An 18,104-nucleotide genomic window follows, 5' to 3' on the forward strand; every position below is an offset into this window, starting at 1 on the left:
ATCCACTTGCTCATCCAGCGGCTCAATTGAGCCGGAATAGCCGTGGCTGCTGCCGCTGCTCTGATTTCAAAGCCGCTGATCGCTCGCCTGCTGTGGCGATGGGATGCTCGACTCGCTCGCGAGCAGAGAAACGAGCAGCGCTCGGCTTCTCGACAGGGCTGCTGTGCGCGGGGCTACTGTTCCTGCTCGCTGGCTGCGGCTTCCATCTGCGTGGTGCGGTCGATATCCCGCCAGGCCTTGAGCCGATCTATATCCAGTCTGGCGGCCTCGTCGGACAAGCGATCGACGAGCGCCTGCGCGGTAGTGGGGTACCCGTGACTAGAGTGGCGACGGAGGCCGGGATGATCCTGCGCATCCTCGGTCAATCGCGTAGCTCGCGCGTCGTTGCGGTCGACCGCGCCGGCAAGGCATTGGCCTATGCACTGGAGTTTCAGATCGACTTCGACGCCGTCGATGCCAGCGGCCAGGCGCTGATTCCCGAGCAGCGGATCACCCTGGAGCGGACCTTTGATGACAACCCTGATGTGGCGGTGCTCGGCAAGCAGCTCGAATCGGACATCATCTATCAGGACATGGCCGACGATGCCGCCGATCAGGTGCTGCTGCGGTTGCGCGCTGCGGTTGCGGCCCGCTCACAGCGCCTGCAGCCGGCGTCGCAGGTTCAAGCCCCATTCCAACAGGCTCCTCTGGCGGCTTCTGCCGCCGGGTAGGCGTTCTACAGGTCGTCAATACTGATGCCCATCACGCCAACCCAGCTCAGCCAACAGCTCACCAAGGGCCTATCCCCCGTCTATCTGATTACGGGTAACGAGCCGTTGCAGCTCGGCGAGGCGGCCGATTCGGTGCGAATGGCGGCGCGCGAACGCGGCTTTAGTGAGCGTGAGGTGCTGGAGACCGGGCCGGACTTCGATTGGTCGTCGCTCGCCGGGGCCCTGGGCTCACTGTCGCTGTTTGCTGAGCGGCGCTTGATCGAGCTGCGCATCGCCGCGACCAAGGCGGGGAGCAAAGGCGATGCGGTAGGGCGTGATGGCTCGGATGCCATCCGCCAGTGCCTTGAGCATCCGAGCGCTGACGTACTGCTGCTGATCTTGGCGCCGGGGCTCGACTGGAAGAGCTTGAAGACCAAGTGGGTGCAGGCGGTTGAACAGGTTGGCGTCGTCGTTCAGGTGCGCGAGCCGCAGGGGCGGCAGCTCGTTCAATGGCTCGACGGGCGTCTGCGGCGTGCCGGCTTCGTTCCGAACGCGGATGCCGTGGCGCTGCTGGCGGAGCGTGTCGAAGGTAATCTGCTCGCTGCCGATCAAGAGATTACCAAATTGGGGTTGGCCTTGGAGCCAGGTCCGCTCAACGCCGAGGGGCTGCTGAGCGCGGTAGCCGACAGCGCGCGCTATGGTGTGTTTGATCTCGCCGATGCCGCGCTTGCTGGCGATCGCGCCCGCATCGAGCGCGTGTTCGAAGTGCTGCGGGCCGAGGGCACTGCGGAGCCGCTTGTGCTCTGGGCGCTGGCGCGCGAGGTGCGTAAGCTCGCCACACTATCCTTTGCGCGCGCCAAACGACAGCCGCTCGGCCCGTTGCTCAAGGCGCATCAAGTCTGGGACTCGCGTCGCCCGATGGTCATGGCGGCGTTGGATCGGCTGCCGCTCGAGCATCTCTGGGAGCTGGTCATTTGCTGCGCCGATGCTGACCTGGCGATCAAAGGGCGCGGTGGCGGCGACCCTTGGCAGCTGCTCGGCAGCATTGCCGAGGGACTCGCGGCCCCGTTCGCGAGAAACCCGCAATGATCACTGGATTGAGACTGAAACGTTGCTACACTAGCCGGTTTTGCACGCTAATGCGTCGCTGATACATCGCTGCACCGCCATGAAGACCGAGACCAAGATGACTGATGTGGCCGCTTATGTTGCTGACGTTGGACGCCGAGCGCGTTCCGCCGCGCGGGCCATGGCACGCGCCGAGACGCGCGCCAAAAACGGCGCACTGAAGGCCATTGCCAGCGACCTCAACGCTCAGCGCGAGGCGTTAGCACGGGCCAATGCCGCTGATCTCGAGGCCGGTGCGGCCAAGGGGCTGGATGCAGCCCTGCTCGATCGGCTGGAACTAACCCCGGCGCGCATCGACGCGATGATCGCTGGTTTGGAGCAGATCGCCGCGCTGTCGGACCCAATCGGCGCCATCACCGACCTGGACTATCGCCCATCCGGTATCCAGGTCGGGCGCATGCGGGTGCCGCTCGGGGTCATCGGTATCATCTATGAGTCGCGGCCGAATGTGACCGCCGATGCCGCTGCACTTTGCCTCAAGGCCGGTAATGCGACCGTGCTACGCGGTGGCTCAGAGGCCTTTCAGTCGAATCAGGCGATTGCCGCGAGCATCCACCGAGGGCTGCGCACGGCAGGTCTGCCGGCCGATGCGGTGCAGGTGCTGGCGACGACCGATCGGGCCGCGGTCGGCGCCATGATCACCGATCCGGAGCATATCGACGTCATCATCCCGCGCGGTGGCAAGGGGTTGATCGAGCGCGTCAGTCGCGACGCGCGGGTGCCGGTGATTAAGCATCTGGATGGTATCTGCCACGTCTATATCGACGACAAGGCCGACGCGGACAAGGCGGTGGCGATCGCGGTGAATGCCAAGACCCAGCGCTACGGTACCTGCAACACCATGGAAACCCTGCTCGTTGCCGAGCTCGTCGCGCGGCCATTGCTCTCGCGCATCGGCGCGGCGCTGGTGGCGAAGGGCGTCGAGATTCGCGGTTGTGAGAAGACCCGCGAGATCCTCGCCGATGCGCGTCCCGCGACCGATGCGGATTGGGGCACCGAGTACCTGGCGCCAATCCTCTCGATACGCGTCGTTCCCGGCATGGACACCGCCATCGAGCACATCGAGGTCCACGGCTCGCACCATACCGACACCATCGTCACCGAAGACTACAGTCGCGCCCGGCGCTTCCTGCGCGAGGTCGACTCCAGCTCGGTCATGGTCAATGCCTCCACTCGCTTTGCCGATGGCTTCGAGTATGGCCTTGGCGCCGAGATCGGCATCAGTACCGACAAGTTCCATGCGCGCGGCCCGGTAGGGCTCGAGGGGCTGACCTCGCAGAAGTTCGTGGTGCTCGGCGATGGTCACATTCGTGAATAGATGGGTGCTGGGTCGATTGCTACTGGTTCGCATGACCCTGAGCTGCCGATGATCGGTCTGTTCGGCGGCACCTTCGACCCCGTGCATTTCGGCCATCTGCGCGTGGCGCTCGATGTTGTTCAGCATCTGCAGCTCGAGCAACTGCGGCTGCTGCCGCTCGCCGCCGCGGTGCACCGTCGGCAGCCGCAGGCTTCGCCGGAGCAGCGCATGGCGATGTTGCAGGCGGCGATCTGCGATGAGCCATGCTTAGTCGCGGATGATCGAGAACTGAAGCGGGGCGGGCCGTCGTACACGGTCGACACCCTGCATACGTTCCGCGATGAGCTGGGTTTGCAAGCACCGCTCTGCCTGTTAGTCGGTGCCGATGCCTTCGAGGGCCTGCCAGACTGGCATCGGCCGCTCGATATCCTCGGACTAGTGCATCTGGTGGTGATGCAGCGGCCAGGTGCCCCAACCGCGCGTGATCCTTGGCTCCGCGAGCAGGTTGAGCAGCGCCGCATCGATGATCCGGCGGCCTTGCGCCTTCAAGCCAGCGGGCTTATCTACTTCCAAACGGTGACGCAGCTCGATATCTCGGCAACCCGCATTCGCCGGCTGCTGGCGCAGGGCAAAAGTCCGCGTTATCTGCTGCCGGATGCCGTCTTGGCAATGGTCCGTGCCAACAGTTGCTATGCTGTTTAGGCGAGTGCTATAGCCCTTAGCCGTGATTGCCAGACTCAGAGATGGTGCACTCTTACAACCGGCGAGGATCAGGTGTCTGGATATCAGGCGCGATGGCTATATCACCGACCGCCTTGTTCGACTTTTCCGCGGCTCGACTTTTTTCGCGCCTTCTGCGTTGCATCGCCGGTCACAGTGCCACAGTGTCCGGCGCTGTTCACGACAATGCAGGTCGACAGCAAACGAATATCCGGCGCTCCCCAACAAGACGCGCCCAAGAGGACTGTTAATGCAGCTAGAGCACTTGAAAGACCTCGTGGTTGAGGTTCTGAACGATATGAAAGCCCGCGACATCAGTGTCATGGATGTACGCGGCAAGACGGCGGTGACCGACTATATGATCGTTGCCTCCGGGACCTCCGATCGGCATGTTAAGGCCATTGCCGAGACCGTCGCCTATAAGGCCAAGGAGGCCGGAGAGGCACCACTTGGCACCGAAGGCGTGCAGGAAGGCGAATGGGCGCTGGTTGATCTCAATGGCGTGGTGGTGCATCTGATGCTGCCTAAGGTACGCGACTTCTACAGCCTGGAGCGGCTCTGGAGCGCGCCGACTCTTGTCTCACACCCGGCTGCCAGTGCCTCGGCCTGAGATCAGCCTGATCGCGGCCATGGCGCGCGGGCGCGTCATCGGCCGGGATAACGCCATGCCTTGGCATCTGCCTGCTGATCTCGCGCACTTCAAGCGCCTGACCTTGGACAAGCCGATCATCATGGGCCGACGTACCTGGGAGTCGTTACCGAGTCTGCTGCCGCGACGGCGACATCTCGTGATCTCAGCCGATGCTGCCTTTCGACGCTCGCTGAGGCAGGCCGAGGCGGTCAGTTCCCCGGAGAGGGCGTTGGAGCAAGCGGGTCCAGTGCCCGAGGTGATGATCGTCGGCGGCGCGAGCATCTATCAGGCATTCCTGCCCATCGCCGATCGCCTGCTCTTGACCCTGATCGACGCAGAGATCGACGGTGACGCGTACTTTCCGGCCTGGTCAACGGCGGAGTGGCAAGAGACGGCGCGCCAACAGCGCCCACGCGATGCGGCTAACCGCTATGATCTTGAGTTCTTGACCTTGGCGCGTGCTCGCGGCCATCAGGCACGCTAACGGCGATGCTGCGCGAACGGAGCACTGAGCGTTTTTGGAGGCATCGTGGAAGCGCGACAACTGAAGACCGCTGAGGATTTGCTGCAATCCACCGATGAGCGGGTTGAGTTGATCAATGGAGAGATAGTCAGGCGTCCGATGGCGCGTGCGGATCATGCCCTGATCCAGTCGAGCCTCTCGGATGAAGTGTCGCTGTTCAAACGCAAAGACAGCCGGGGCGGCTGGTGGATCATGCCTGAGATCAGCGTGCAATATAGCGAATATCAGTGTCCCAGCCATGATCTCGCAGGATGGCGGAAGGAACGAGTCGCGTTGCGGCCGACTGGGGTGATGACGCTGATACCCGATTGGGTCTGTGAGATTACCTCACCGGGACACGAAAGGAAGGATCTGTTTCACAACTTCATGTTACTGCAGCGCAGCAGGGTTCCGTTCTACTGGGTGATCTCTCCGGAAGACAAAACGCTGATTGCTTACCAGTTGGTTAATGAGCGCTATTCGGTGGCATTTTCTGTCGAGTGTGGCGTTGAGCAAGACCTCGAAAAAGCCAGAATACCGCCCTTTGAAGAGGTCGAGATCGATTTGAGCTACGTGTTTGGCGAGGGTGCCAGATAGCCGGCGCAGTCCAGTTCGATCAGCTTAAGGGGCTTCTTCCGCCGCACCCGCAGCGCGCTGAGCCGCCCACCCCAGAGGCAGCCGCTGTCAAGCGCCCAGCAGTTGTCCTCGGCAAGGAAGCCGATGGTCGACCAGTGGCCGAACAGGATTCGGTTTTCACGCGTGCGTCGATCCGGCATCCGAAACCAGGGCAGGGCGCCGGGGGCGGGTTGTTCGAGCCCGCCTTTCTCTTTCAGCAGCAAGGTTCCATCGGCAGCGCACCAGCGCAGGCGGGTCAAGGCGTTGGTGATGAAGCGAAGGCGCGCCATGCCGTCGAGCGCGTCGCTCCATCGGCTGGGCTCATTGTCGTACATCTGTTGGAAGAACCGGATGTGGTCTGGGCCTTGGAGTGTCGCTTCGAGCTCACGCGCACAGGCCTGTGCTTGTGCGAGATCCCATTGCGGAGGCAGTCCGGCGTGGATCAGGGTGAAGCCCTTTTTTTCGCTGTGGTACAGCAGTGGGCGGTGGCGCAGCCAGTGCAGCAGCTCATCGCGGTCTGGGGCTTTGAGGATCTCGTCTAGCGTATCTTTTTTGCTGGCGCGTGCGCCGCCGAGGGCGACCGCGAGCAGGTGCAGGTCGTGATTGCCCAAAACGACGATGGCGCGCTCGCCGAGGGCCTTGATCCAACGCAGCACGGCGAGCGAGTCTGGTCCACGGTTGACCAGGTCGCCGACACACCAGAGCTTGTCTCTGGTTGGGTCGAAGTCCATCTTGTCGAGTAATCGGCGCAGCTCGTCGTAGCAGCCTTGGATGTCGCCGATCGCATAGGTAGCCATGATCTCGCGCAGGTGTCGCTATTGGTTGGCGCTAGGTGCTAGGTGCTAGGTGCTAGGCACTAGGAAAATAGTCAGTCGCAGGGTTGACCAGCAATAGGTTGTCCGTGGCTGGCCTGAGCAGCACTAATGCAGCCCGCTGCGGTCACCGAGCGAGAACGGGCGAATGACGGCGTCGAAACGGGTGCCATCGTCGGCGATCATGTTGTAGCTACCGTGCATACTGCCAAGCGGTGTCGAGATTTGCGTGCCGCTGGTGTACTCGAAGCTCTCGCCGGGCTGCAGGTGGGGCTGCTCGCCGACCACCCCGGCACCGCGCACCTCCTGCGTCTTCCCATTCGCATCGGTGACGATCCAGTGCCGGTTCAAGAGCTTGGCTGGCACCGCGCCTGTGTTGCTGATGGTGATGGTGTAGGCGAAGGTGTAGCGCTCGCCGCCGGGGTCGGACTGCTCCGGGATATAGCGGGTTAGCGCTCGGACGTCGATCTGATAGCGTTCGTCTGTGTCGTCGTGGGCCATTGTGGTGTCTCGATCTGCCATACGGGGGTCTGAGCGCTCGCGGCAATGAGCGGCTCGGAGGTGTTCATGCTGTCTTACTTCAGTCAAAGCTGGCTACACCGCGTTCGGAGGCCTCGATGAAGGTGACGATCTGATCGGTCTCTGGACTCGGGTAACGCTCCTTGGCCTCGCGCAATCCTTCCTGGAGCCGGCGCCCTGAGCGGAAGATCAGCCGGTAAACGGCCTTGATCCGGGCGCGTTGCGCGGCCGTGAAGCCGTTGCGTTTCAGGCCCACCAGATTGAGGCCGACAAGCACAGCGCGTTGTCCGTTTGCGATCATGAAGGGGGGGATGTCTTTGGACACGCCGGTGAGGCCACCGATCATGGTGTAGGCACCAATGCGGGCGAATTGGTGGACCGCAACCTGTCCAGAGACGAAGCAGTGATGCGCCAGCTCGACGTGACCGGCCAGGGTGGCGGTGTTGGCCAGGATGTTGTCGTCGCCGACCTTGCAGTCATGTCCGGCATGGCTGAACGCCATAAAGTAGTTGCGGCTGCCGATGCAGGTGCCTGCTTCACTCTTGACGCCGCGGCTGATGTTCACGTACTCGCGAAAACAGTTGTCACTGCCGATCGTCAACGGCAGCCCACGCTCTGGCGTGAAGCTCAAGTCCTGCGGCTCGCTGCCGAGCGTGGCGCCATGGCAGACCCGGTTACGCGGGCCAAGTCGGGTGCCGCCGTAGATCCGAACACAGCTCTCCAGCCGACACTCGGCATCAATCACGGCTCCAGCCTCGACCAGCGTCCAAGGTCCGATCTCGACGCTCGCATGGACCTCAGCGCCGTCCTCAACGATCGCGCTTGGATGCATCGCCATGGTTTCGTTTCGCCTCGGTCGTCTTACTTCAGCCGCTGTCTCAGTGGCGGACATTCAGTGGCGGACATTCAGTGGCGGAAGTGCCGCATCCCGGTGAATAGCATCGCGATGCCGTGCTCGTCAGCGGCCGCGATCACCTCGTCGTCGCGCATCGAGCCGCCGGGCTGGATGACGGCGCGAATGCCGGCTGCCGCAGCCTGATCGAGCCCATCGCGGAACGGGAAGAAGGCATCGGAGGCGAGCACGGCTCCGGCCACCTCAAGGCCTGCTTGCTCGGCCTTGATGCTGGCGATGCGCGCTGAATTGACGCGGCTCATCTGACCAGCGCCAACGCCGACAGTCATGCCGTTGCGCGCGTAGACAATCGCGTTCGACTTGACGAACTTGGCCACGCGCCAGGCGAAGAGCAGATCATCGCGCTCTACCTGGCTCGGCTCGCGTTTGGTCACGCAGTTGAGCGTTGCCGTCAGATCGAGATCCGCCCCTTGCACCAAGAGCCCGCCGCGCACGCGTTTGAAATCCCGATAGGGCTGACGCTCCGCGGGCCAGGGGCCGCAGCGTAAGAGGCGCACATGCTTCTTCGCCGCGACCGCCTCAATGGCCTCCTGACTGACCTCGGGCGCGATGATCACCTCAACGAATTGCCGCGCGACAATGGCTGCCGCGGTCTCGCCATCGAGCCGCTCATTAAAGGCGATGATGCCGCCAAACGCCGATTCCGGATCAGTGCCGAAGGCGCGCTCGTAGGCGTTGAGCAGGCTCTCACCCAGGGCAACACCACAGGGGTTGGCATGCTTGACGATGACGCAGGCCGGCGAATCCCCGAACTGTTTCACACACTCGAGTGCGGCATCGGTGTCAGCGATGTTGTTATAGCTGAGCTCCTTACCCTGCAGCTGCTCGGACGAGGCCAGGCTTGCCTCACAGCCACCCCGGCCAACATAAAAAGCCGCGGTCTGATGCGGATTTTCGCCGTAACGCATCGCCTGGCGCTTGCGAAACTGCATGTTGAAGGTGCGCGGCAGACCTTCTGGCTTGCCCTCCGGATGCTCGATGATGGCACCCAAGTAGTTGGCGATGGCGCCGTCGTAATGAGCCGTATGCTCAAAGGCGCGCACGGCCAGATCGAAGCGGGTCTCATCGTCGACCGCGCCGCCGTTTGCTTGCATCGTGGCCAACACCCGATCGTAATCGGTTGGATCGCAGACCACGGCCACATCGCGATGGTTCTTGGCTGCAGCTCGGATGAGTGTCGGGCCGCCGATGTCGATATTCTCGATCGCGCTCGGCAGGTCGCACTCAGGACGCGCGATGGTTTCCTCGAACGGATAGAGGTTGACCACCACGAGATCGATCGGGCGAATCTCGTTTTCATGCATCACCTGGTCATCTTTGCCACGGCGCCCGAGGATGCCGCCGTGAATGCGGGGATGCAGCGTCTTCACCCGCCCGTCCATCATCTCCGGAAAGCCGGTGTACTCGGCGACCTCGATCACCGGCACGTCTTGCTCGGTGAGCAGCCGCGCCGTGCCGCCGGTGGATAGGATCTCGATGCCGCGCTGACTCAATGCAGCGGCGAAGGCGGCGATTCCGGTTTTGTCGGAGACGCTGATCAGCGCCCGTCTGATTGGCTTCATTCTGAGTGCTCTCTGAGTTCTCTCTGAAATCTCTCTTCTGAGTTCTCTCGGCGCGACTCGCGCCCCCGGCGCGCACCTGCGCTGCCAGGCCTAGTCGGCGTTATTCTTAAGCTTCTTGCGCAGTGTGCCGCGGCTGATGCCGAGGATCTCTGCGGCTGCGGACTGGTTGCCCATGGTGTGCTCAAGCACGGCTTCGATCATCGGTTGCTCAACCTCGTCCATCACCAGCCGGTAGAGCCCCTGGATGTCATGATCCCCCATCGCGCTGAGGTAGCTACGCAAGGCGGCGAGGACGCATTCTCGCAGGGGCTGACTGCAGTTCGCCCCTTCATCGAGCGTCTCTGGCACCGCAAAGCTTTGCATGTCATTCATCGATTGACCCTTTGGTGCCCATTCCAGTGCATATCAGGCGCCAGCGATGCGAAGTCGCTGAAGCCATCGGTTGAATCTGCGCTTCGGGCAAGCGCTTCCGGCGAGATGCGGTCGGCAAAGTGCTTGCGTAGCAGATCAAGTTGCGACGCTGCCGTCGTCGTTGCCATCAAACGTTGGCGCAGATGCTCGCCATCGGTACTCGAGCCAGAGCCGCCGCCCAAGCCACGCAGGGTCCAGCCGATATGCTTGCGTGCGATCAACACTCCGCGCCGCTCACCGTAGAAACGGTACAGACGGTCTAGGTGCTCCATCAAGATGGCCCCAATCCACGCCATCGAGGGTAGCCTAGGCACCTCGGAGATCATGGCTGGGCATTGGCCGCTCGCCGGATGCGTCGTCGCAAGGCCGCGCAGTGTGGTGGCCATGCTGCCGAAGATCCAAGGCCGGCCCATGGCGGCGCGCCCGAGCATAATAGCATCGGCGCCGGTCCTGTTCAGTACCTCGATCGCCTTGGTCGCGCTATCGATATCGCCATTCGCCACGAGCGGCAGCGCGCACTGCTCGCGGATGCCAGCAAGACTCTCCACCTCTGCCTCGCCCTGATAGCCGCAGGCGCGGGTGCGGCCATGCACGGTTAAGAGCTGAATCCCGCTTGCCTCGGCAATGCGGGCGATGTTGGCGAGATTGCGTGTCTCCGGCGACCAGCCGGTGCGGGTCTTGAGCGTCACCGGCACATCGACCGAGCGCACCGCGGCCTCAAGGATGCGTCCGACCAAGCTCTCATCGCGGAGCAGCGCCGAGCCGGCTGCCGCCTTGCACACCTTCTTGGCTGGGCAGCCGAGATTGATGTCGATCAGCTCGGCACCGCGGTCCGCGTTGTGGCGCGCGGCCTCGGCCATCTGCTGCGGATCGGAGCCGGCGATCTGCACCGCAATCGGGCCTGGCTCGCCTTGGTGATTGGTGCGCTCGCGGCTCTTGCGAGTGTTGCGCAGGGCAGGATTGGAAGAGACCATCTCAGAGATGGTGAGGCCGGCACCGAGCTGCCGACAGAGCAGACGAAAGGGTTGATCGGTGACCCCGGCCATCGGTGCTAGGATGAGCCGGTTCGGGATGCTGACGGAGCCGATCTGCAGCGGCTGCAGGAGTTTGGCGGCGTTAGCAGCAGAGGGATCAACGGCGAGCATGATGAAGGGGCAGGGTCGTCTGGCAGGGCTGGTGCAGCGCGCCAATGACACAATCCTAACGCAGTTCTCAGCGGTGAGTGTTGCCGGTGACTGTCGTAGGAGTTGCGCAGGCGATTCGATCGAGACTCGTCGTTGGGTTTCGTTGGGTTCGCTCTGTTGCGGTCGTGGCCGTTGGTTGTTAGCTATTGGCTGGTCTATTGGCTGGTAGCAAAAGTCGTCTCAGGGCTGGCCCTGCGCTGACCACTGATCAAGACCCAATCCTCGCGCTCAAGCGGGGGTTCGAGTGCGAATGTCGCGCGATAGGCAGTGCTGACGCTGTCCGCCTGATGACGCAAGATGCCAGACAGTGCCAGCAGCCCGTCCGGCCGGGTCAGCTGGCTCAGGGTTGGCGCCAACTCGACCAAAGGGCCAGCGAGGATGTTGGCCACCAACAGATCGGCGTTCTCCCTTGGCATCTGCCCAGGCTCGCAGACTGAGAGGCGATCATCGACGCCGTTCGCGCGCGCATTCTCGAGCGTTGCTTCTAGTGCCTGGGGGTCATGATCGAGCGCCAGCGCGCGATCCGCGCCCAGCTTCAATGCGGCGATGGCGAGGATACCTGAGCCACAGCCGAAATCGATCAGCGTGGAGCCGGCAAGCGGTGCGCGATCCAGCCATTCGAGGCAGAGCGCCGTGGTGGCATGATGACTGGTTCCAAACGCCAGCCCTGGGTCGAGGTCGATCACGACCGCATCGGCCGCTTCAACGAGATGGCCACGTGGGCAGATCCAGAGCCGCTCACCGAAACGCTGCGGCTGCAGCCCTTCCAGCCAGAGCCGTTCCCAGGGTTGATCTTCGAGTCGATGCAGGCTTGGCGGTGCTAGGCAGTGCGTCGTCAGGAGTTGGGCTGCAGACTCGGCCTGCATGCTGCCAGCCGGGCCATCGTCGAACAGCGCGGTGATCCACAACTGGCGCCAGAGCGGTGTCTCGCCAGGGGCCGGCTCGAGCACCTGATGGCGATTCGCCGCGTCCGCGTCAGTCAGGCCAGCCAGCCCATCGTGGCCCTCATCGAGGGTTACCGCCAAGGCTCCGGCGTTTTCCAGTGCCGCCTCGATCAACGGCGCCGCTTCTCGATCCACCAACAGCTTAAGCTCGATCCAGGCCACGGCTCGTGCAACTGGCGCTGCGGTCAGAGACCGAGCTTCTTCTCGAGATAATGGATATTGATACCACCTTGCTGGAAGGCTGCATCCTTGAGCAGTTGTCGATGCAAGGGAATATTGGTGTTGATGCCTTGGATGATGGTCTCGCGCAGCGCATTGCTCATGCGCGCCAGCGCCGCTGCCCGGTCTTCGCCGTGCGCAATCAGCTTGCCGATCATCGAGTCGTAGTAGGGCGGCACCACATAGCCGGCGTAGATATGGGTGTCGATGCGCACACCCGGACCACCTGGGGCATGGAACTCTTCGATCGGACCAGGACTTGGCATGAAGGTCTCGGGATGCTCGGCGTTCAGCCGGCACTCGATGGCGTGGCCACGCGGCACGATGTCGCTCTGGCGATAGCGGAGTCGTTCGCCGCCAGCGACCAGGATCTGTTCCTTGATTACGTCGACACCGGTGATCATCTCGGTCACTGGATGCTCAACCTGCACCCGCGTGTTCATCTCGATGAAGTAAAACTCATCGTCTTGGTACAGGAACTCAAAGGTACCAAGCCCGCGATAACCGATGCTGCTGCAGGCCTCGGCGCAACGTTCGCCGATTCGCTGACGTTGCTCCGGGGTGATGCCAGGGGCTGGCGCCTCTTCGATGACCTTTTGATGCCGGCGCTGCATCGAGCAATCGCGCTCGCACAGATGGATGGCATTGCCATAGCTGTCGGCCAGCACTTGGAACTCCACATGGCGTGGATTTTCCAGGTACTTCTCCATGTAGACGACATCGTTGCCGAAGGCCGCACCGGCCTCAGCCTTGGTCAGTGAGATGGCGTTTAGGAGGGTCGCGTCCGAGTGCACCACGCGCATGCCGCGTCCACCGCCACCGCCAGCGGCCTTGATGATGACCGGATAGCCGATCTCGCGCGCCAACTGCAGCGTCTGCTTGGCGTCGTCATCGATCGGGCCATCAGAGCCGGGTACGCAGGGCACGCCGGCCTGCTTCATGGCGCGGATCGCCGAAACCTTGTCGCCCATCAGTCGGATGGTGTCGGGTCTTGGACCGATGAAGACAAACCCGGAGCGCTCGACCCGCTCGGCGAAGTCCGCGTTCTCCGAGAGGAATCCATAGCCAGGATGGATGGCGACGGTGTCGGTGACCTCGGCGGCGCTGATGATGGCCGGGATGTGGAGGTAGCTGTCGCGCGATGGGGCCGGACCGATGCAGACCGACTCATCGGCCAGCAGCACGTGTTTGAGTTCACGATCGGCCTCGGAATGGACGGCGACGGTTTTGATGCCAAGCTCGCGACAGGCGCGCTGGATACGGAGCGCGATTTCGCCGCGATTGGCGATGAGGATCTTCTCGATCATTCGATCACGAACAACGGTTGGTTGTACTCAACGGGCTGGCCATTTTCGACCATGATCTTCTTCACCATGCCGGCGCGCTCCGACTCGATCTGATTCAGGATCTTCATCGCCTCGATGATGCAGAGGATGTCGCCAACCTTGACCTCCTGACCCTCTTCGACGAACGACTTGGCGCCGGGCGAGGGAGCCCGATAGAAGGTGCCGACCATCGGCGAACGCGCTAGGCAGGCATCATCAACCTCTGGAGCGCTGGGCGCCGCGGCCGGTATTGCACCCGAGGTTGCCGGGCCCACAGCAGGTGCCGGCGCTGGCGCCTGCATCATGAATTGTGGTGCCCCACTGCCATGGCGGCTGATACGGACGGATTCCTCGCCCTCGTGAATCTCGATCTCTGCGACGTTCGACTCGTCGAGCAGCTCGATCAGCTTTTTGACCTTGCGGATGTCCATGACAGTTGATTTTCTCGCCGTGGATGAATGCTTATTGTGACGGATGCGGGGCTTTCGGCTGCGGCGCTTGCGGCCGAGCCTAGCCTAGGGCGCACCACCGAGCCGGTGCAGCGCTGCGGCTAGGGCCAGGCTGTAGCCTTGTGCGCCTAGCCCGCTGATGACGCCTTCCGCAATATCGGAAAAGTACGAATGGGCTCTAAACGGCTCTCGTGCATGTACGTTCGACAGGTGCACCTCAATGAACGGAATGCTGACGCTAAGCAGCGCATCGCGTAGCGCGATACTGGTATGCGTGAAGGCGGCTGGATTGAACAGGATGTAGGCGACCCCGTCCGCTCCGGCTTGATGGATCGCATCAATCAGCCTGTGCTCAGCGTTGCTCTGAACCATCTGTAGCTCATGTCCGGCGGCCTCTGCGCTGGCGCTGAGGGTGTTGCCGATGCTCGCTAGCGTTTCACGTCCGTACGTCTTCGGCTCCCGGCTGCCAAGCAGGTTCAGATTAGGGCCATTTAAACAGAGGATCTTTGCCATGACACGGATCGAAAACGCGGCTATTGTCTGCGAACCGTCGGAAAAAGGGCATTTTGCGCAGGCTTACACCGAATGCTGACAGGGTACGGCATTCTGCGCCAATTTACAAAGCAGCAGTTGGCTGTCGTCGGATAAAGCCGTCTTTTCGACGCCGTTACCGACCGATAAGAACCTGTTCAGCCGACCCAGCCCACCAACCTGTCAGTTCACGCCAAGTAATAGCGGCCTTACCTCGCTTTCGAGCAAGCTGGCGTCGATCTCGCCTGTATGACTGAAGATGCGCCTGCCGAGCGGATCGAAGCCGACCGTAAACGGCAGTCCGCCCGTGCGGTTGCCAAGCTCGCGGGAGAGTTCAACGCTGTCGCGGTTACCCAGCAAGATCGGATAGCTCACCGCGTTGTCCTCTAGGAAGCGAGAGACCTCCTCAACGCGATCGATGGCGATGCCGACCACCTGCAGCCCCTGGTTTCCATAGCGTTGCTGCCAATCGTCGAGCAACGGGATTTCGCGCAGGCAGGGCGGGCACCAGGTCGCCCAGAAGTTCAACAACACAACCTTGCCAGCCCAGCTGCTGCCGCTTAGCTCGCGGCCTTCGAGCGTTGGGAGTCGCAGATCGGGCAGGCTGTCGACTGTGCCAGAGTGAGAACCAGGTCGAAGCGACTCTGTATCCTGGTCGCCAACCTGGAGCCAGCGCTCACCGAACAAGGCCAAGCCGATGCTGACCGATCCAGCCAGCACCGTCACAGCGAGGACCTTGGCGGCATTCACTGCGCAAACTCGTTCAGATGTGCCGCAAACTCGTCGGCGGGAACAAAGCCAACGAGCCGCCAGCCGCGCTGCTCCTGGCCGCTGCTGTCAAAGAACATCATCGCCGGTGGTCCGGGGATGCCGAAGCGCTCCTGCATCAGCGCCTTGTCCTCGGCGTCGTTGGCGGTCACGTCCGCTTGGAGCAGCACATAGCGTTGCATGGCTTGTTGCACAGCGGGGTCCGGGAAGGTGTAGCGCTCCATCTCCTTGCAGGACACACACCAGTCCGCATAGAAATCGAGCATCACCGGCAAGCCGCTGGCGCTGGCCTCGGCCACCGCCTGGTCGAGATCAGCCACAGTTTTGATGCGCTTGAACTCCGGATGCGCGGCCACCGCGCCGCCTGTGCCTGCTGCCGGCGCCAGGCCGCGCAGTGGCTGAATGGTGTCCTTGCCGCCGGCGGCAACGCCAACCAGCATCAGCACGCCGTACACCAGCAAGGCGACACCGAGCGATTTCCACAACTTCGACCAGCCGCTGGCCTCGGGGCCATGTTGGGTGAGGGCGCCGAGGTAGACGCCAGCGCTGATCAGCAGCAATGCCCAGAGTGCCATCGCGAAGGCTGCCGGGATGACGCGCTCGACCAAGAGCACGGCCACGGCCAGCAACAGCACGCCGAACACCGCCTTCACCGAATCCATCCACGCACCGGCGCGCGGCAGCAGTTTGCCGGCCGAGGTGCCAATCGCAAGCAGCGGCGCGCCCATGCCGAGCCCGAGCCCGAGCAGGGCGAAGAAGCCGAGCACCGCGTCGCCGGTCTTGCCGATGAAGATCAGCGCGCCCATCAGCGGCGGCGCCACGCAGGGGCCGACGATTAGCGCCGAGAGCGCGCCCATGATGGCGGCTCCGGTCAGGGTGCCACCCTGCTGCTTGTTGCTGAGCTGCGTCAGCTTGGTCTGGACGCTGCTCGGCAATTGCAGATCGTAGAAGCCGAACATCGAGAGCGAGAGGGCGACGAAGATGGCGGCGAAGGCGCCCAGCACCCAGGGATTCTGGAACGCGGCCTGCAAGTTGGCGCCGAAGAGTCCAGCGATAACGCCGACGATGGCATAGGTCAGGGCCATCGCCAGCACATAGGCGAGCGAGAGGAAAAATGCCTGCCGGGTGGTGATCTTGCTGCCCTGACCGGCGATGATGCCGGAGAGGATCGGGATCATCGGAAACACGCAGGGTGTGAACGATAGCAGCAGGCCGAGCACGAAGAAGATCGCCAGCGCGCCGAAGATGCCGGTTTCGGCGAGACGCGCAGCGATTTGGTCTTGCTCCGAGACCCGTTCTGGCACTGCTGAGTCAGTGGCTTCACCAGCGGGCGGGGCAGGGCTGGCAGACTCAGCGGTTGCTGGCTCGGTCAAGGCCACCGTGGTGGTGGCAGGCGGTAGATCGAGCGTCAACCGATCCGTGACCGGCGGATAACAGATGCCACGCTCAGCGCAGCCTTGGTACTTGGCGACCAGCGTGACGCTGGTCGCCTCTGCGCTGCCGCGCAGCAGCGGTACGCTGAGATTCACATCGCCATGGTAGATCGCGATGTCGCCGATGGTTCCATCGGGGCGCACCGTGTCGGGCTTGATCTCAGCCTCGGGCAGCTCGTAGGGACCGAGCTGCACGCCCTCGGCATCCTCGAGCCTGAGCTCGATCTCCTGCTGGTAGAGATAGGTCTCGGGCGCGATCCGCCAGCGCAGCGCCAGGGTTTGCGGGTCCTCGATCGCGACATCGAGCTGGAACGCCTCTTCGGCGGGGAGGATGTCGTCTTCGAAGCCAAAGCCGAGCGATTGCGCGGGCAGCGAGCTCGAGCGCGTTGTCGGGTTCGCGCTGCTGCTGGTGGGCAGGGTGCTTGTCGACTCATCGCCGCCGCTCATCAGCCCAATCGGTGCTGATGCTGGCTGCTCAACGGCAGCCAAGCGCGGGAGTTCGAGCAAAATACTCTGGCGCTGGGGCGGATAGCAGAATCCAGCATCGGCACAGCCCTGCGACTGCGCTTCGATCCGGACCACCTCACCAACAGCGTCAGTTCGGCTGACCGGGAGTGTCGCCTCGACGCGGTTGCGATAGATCTCGACTTCGCCGAAGAACTGATCTGTCTTGGTCTCGGCGGGTGGCAACTGAGCCTGACCAAGCTCGAAGCCGGGTGTCTTGCTCTCGAAGCGGAACTTGGCGCCATAGAGATAGTAGCCAGGCTCGATATCCCAGCTCACCGTCACCGCCTCTGGGCCTTGTGCGTCCCCGGTGATCTGGAACGCCTGATCTGGCTGCAGAAATTCATCTTCGGCGACAGCTGCCGCCGGCAGTGCCAGGCCTATCGCCAGCAGGAGCAGGCCGATCAGGCCGAGCTGCGCGCCCTTGTAGACAGAGCGGTGGTGTTTGCCGGTCGACGACGCAGCGACTGTGGCGTCCGCGCGCTGTCTCCAGTCATGCGTTGGAGCAAGCGTTGAAGCAAGCGTTGGAGCAAGCGTTGGAGCAAGCGTTTGATCAATTAATCGTTGTTCGCAGTGCATTGGCGGACCCAGTCGAGATAGTTCTTGTTGCCGGTGGTGATCGGGTGACTGATCACCTCAGGGACGTCGTAGGGATGGAGCGTCTCGATGCGCGCTGCAAGCGCGGCGACTTGGCGTTCAGTCGTCTTGATCATCAGCAGCACCTCGGTGTCGGTCTCGATCTTATCCTGCCAGCGATACAGGGAGACCACGCCCGGCATGATGTTGACACAGGCAGCCAGGCGTTCAGCGACAAGCGTTTGCGCCAGTGACTGGGCGGTCTGCGCATCGGGGCAGGTACAGAAGGTCAGGTAGACCGGCTCAGGTGCAGGATGAGTTTCCATAGGATGGCGTGAATGGTTGTTTTGGGGCTAGGGGCTAGGGGCTAGG

General features: G+C 62.8%; 20 protein-coding genes. 7 read left to right on the forward strand and 13 right to left on the reverse strand.

Annotated features, from left to right (window positions below):
- The first annotated feature begins 98 nt into the window (after positions 1–98).
- From CCR96_RS07425 to CCR96_RS07455, 7 genes are all read left to right on the forward strand, one after another.
- A complete protein-coding gene (locus tag CCR96_RS07425; protein ID WP_201219353.1) occupies positions 99–710 on the forward strand; it encodes an LPS-assembly lipoprotein LptE in 612 nt (203 codons plus the stop codon).
- Between the two features lie 24 nt (positions 711–734).
- Complete coding sequence (gene holA / locus CCR96_RS07430; protein ID WP_201219355.1) at positions 735–1,778, forward strand: DNA polymerase III subunit delta; 1,044 nt, start codon at positions 735–737, stop codon at positions 1,776–1,778.
- A gap of 79 nt (positions 1,779–1,857) precedes the next feature.
- Positions 1,858–3,135 carry a glutamate-5-semialdehyde dehydrogenase gene (locus CCR96_RS07435; RefSeq protein WP_201219357.1) on the forward strand — a complete coding sequence of 426 codons (1,278 nt, stop codon included), beginning with the start codon at positions 1,858–1,860 and terminating at the stop codon, positions 3,133–3,135.
- Between the two features lie 48 nt (positions 3,136–3,183).
- Positions 3,184–3,816: a nicotinate-nucleotide adenylyltransferase gene (gene nadD / locus CCR96_RS07440; protein WP_201219359.1), complete on the forward strand. Its 633-nt coding sequence runs from the start codon at positions 3,184–3,186 to the stop codon at positions 3,814–3,816.
- A gap of 268 nt (positions 3,817–4,084) precedes the next feature.
- Positions 4,085–4,444, forward strand: coding sequence for a ribosome silencing factor (rsfS, locus tag CCR96_RS07445; protein WP_201219366.1), 360 nt, complete (start codon positions 4,085–4,087; stop codon positions 4,442–4,444).
- Positions 4,410–4,949 (forward strand): dihydrofolate reductase, encoded by a 540-nt coding sequence (locus CCR96_RS07450; RefSeq protein WP_242518689.1) that lies wholly within the window; start codon positions 4,410–4,412, stop codon positions 4,947–4,949. Before rsfS ends, CCR96_RS07450 begins: the two co-directional genes overlap by 35 nt.
- 45 nt (positions 4,950–4,994) lie before the next feature.
- A complete protein-coding gene (locus CCR96_RS07455; protein ID WP_201219368.1) occupies positions 4,995–5,564 on the forward strand; it encodes a Uma2 family endonuclease in 570 nt (189 codons plus the stop codon).
- Here CCR96_RS07455 and CCR96_RS07460 read toward each other — a convergent pair.
- From CCR96_RS07460 to cutA, 13 genes are all read right to left on the reverse strand, one after another.
- On the reverse strand, positions 5,537–6,379 hold the full coding sequence (locus CCR96_RS07460) for a symmetrical bis(5'-nucleosyl)-tetraphosphatase (protein ID WP_201219370.1): 843 nt from the start codon (positions 6,377–6,379) through the stop codon (positions 5,537–5,539). The two genes, CCR96_RS07455 and CCR96_RS07460, sit on opposite strands and share 28 nt — an antisense overlap.
- 123 nt (positions 6,380–6,502) lie before the next feature.
- Positions 6,503–6,895 carry a Co2+/Mg2+ efflux protein ApaG gene (gene apaG / locus CCR96_RS07465; RefSeq protein WP_201219372.1) on the reverse strand — a complete coding sequence of 131 codons (393 nt, stop codon included), beginning with the start codon at positions 6,893–6,895 and terminating at the stop codon, positions 6,503–6,505.
- 79 nt (positions 6,896–6,974) lie between these two features.
- Positions 6,975–7,751, reverse strand: coding sequence for an acyl-ACP--UDP-N-acetylglucosamine O-acyltransferase (lpxA, locus tag CCR96_RS07470; protein WP_201219374.1), 777 nt, complete (start codon positions 7,749–7,751; stop codon positions 6,975–6,977).
- Positions 7,752–7,819: 68 nt separating this feature from the next.
- The gene (gene purH, locus CCR96_RS07475) at positions 7,820–9,388 is read right to left on the reverse strand and encodes a bifunctional phosphoribosylaminoimidazolecarboxamide formyltransferase/IMP cyclohydrolase (protein ID WP_201219377.1); all 1,569 of its coding nucleotides are present in this window, start codon (positions 9,386–9,388) and stop codon (positions 7,820–7,822) included.
- Between the two features lie 90 nt (positions 9,389–9,478).
- Positions 9,479–9,760 (reverse strand): helix-turn-helix domain-containing protein, encoded by a 282-nt coding sequence (locus CCR96_RS07480; protein ID WP_242518690.1) that lies wholly within the window; start codon positions 9,758–9,760, stop codon positions 9,479–9,481.
- Positions 9,757–10,989, reverse strand: a complete 1,233-nt coding sequence (gene dusB / locus CCR96_RS07485) for a tRNA dihydrouridine synthase DusB (RefSeq protein ID WP_274601083.1) — start codon at positions 10,987–10,989, stop codon at positions 9,757–9,759. Before dusB ends, CCR96_RS07480 begins: the two co-directional genes overlap by 4 nt.
- Positions 10,990–11,138: 149 nt before the next feature.
- Positions 11,139–12,089, reverse strand: a complete 951-nt coding sequence (gene prmA, locus CCR96_RS07490; RefSeq protein WP_201219379.1) for a 50S ribosomal protein L11 methyltransferase — start codon at positions 12,087–12,089, stop codon at positions 11,139–11,141.
- A 23-nt stretch (positions 12,090–12,112) separates the two neighbouring features.
- Entirely contained in the window at positions 12,113–13,453 is a 1,341-nt protein-coding gene (gene accC / locus CCR96_RS07495) for an acetyl-CoA carboxylase biotin carboxylase subunit (protein ID WP_201219381.1), read from the reverse strand.
- A complete protein-coding gene (gene accB, locus CCR96_RS07500; RefSeq protein ID WP_201219383.1) occupies positions 13,450–13,902 on the reverse strand; it encodes an acetyl-CoA carboxylase biotin carboxyl carrier protein in 453 nt (150 codons plus the stop codon). Before accB ends, accC begins: the two co-directional genes overlap by 4 nt.
- 84 nt (positions 13,903–13,986) lie before the next feature.
- Positions 13,987–14,433, reverse strand: a complete 447-nt coding sequence (aroQ, locus tag CCR96_RS07505) for a type II 3-dehydroquinate dehydratase (protein ID WP_201219385.1) — start codon at positions 14,431–14,433, stop codon at positions 13,987–13,989.
- Between the two features lie 201 nt (positions 14,434–14,634).
- Positions 14,635–15,201 (reverse strand): redoxin domain-containing protein, encoded by a 567-nt coding sequence (locus CCR96_RS07510; RefSeq protein ID WP_201219386.1) that lies wholly within the window; start codon positions 15,199–15,201, stop codon positions 14,635–14,637.
- Complete coding sequence (locus CCR96_RS07515; RefSeq protein WP_201219388.1) at positions 15,198–17,735, reverse strand: protein-disulfide reductase DsbD; 2,538 nt, start codon at positions 17,733–17,735, stop codon at positions 15,198–15,200. Before CCR96_RS07515 ends, CCR96_RS07510 begins: the two co-directional genes overlap by 4 nt.
- Complete coding sequence (gene cutA / locus CCR96_RS07520; protein WP_201219390.1) at positions 17,714–18,058, reverse strand: divalent-cation tolerance protein CutA; 345 nt, start codon at positions 18,056–18,058, stop codon at positions 17,714–17,716. Before cutA ends, CCR96_RS07515 begins: the two co-directional genes overlap by 22 nt.
- Positions 18,059–18,104 lie beyond the last annotated feature (46 nt).

Origin of the sequence: Halochromatium roseum (assembly GCF_016653315.1) — a bacterium.
In the GTDB taxonomy this organism is placed as follows: Bacteria; Pseudomonadota; Gammaproteobacteria; order Chromatiales; family Chromatiaceae; genus Lamprobacter; species Lamprobacter roseus.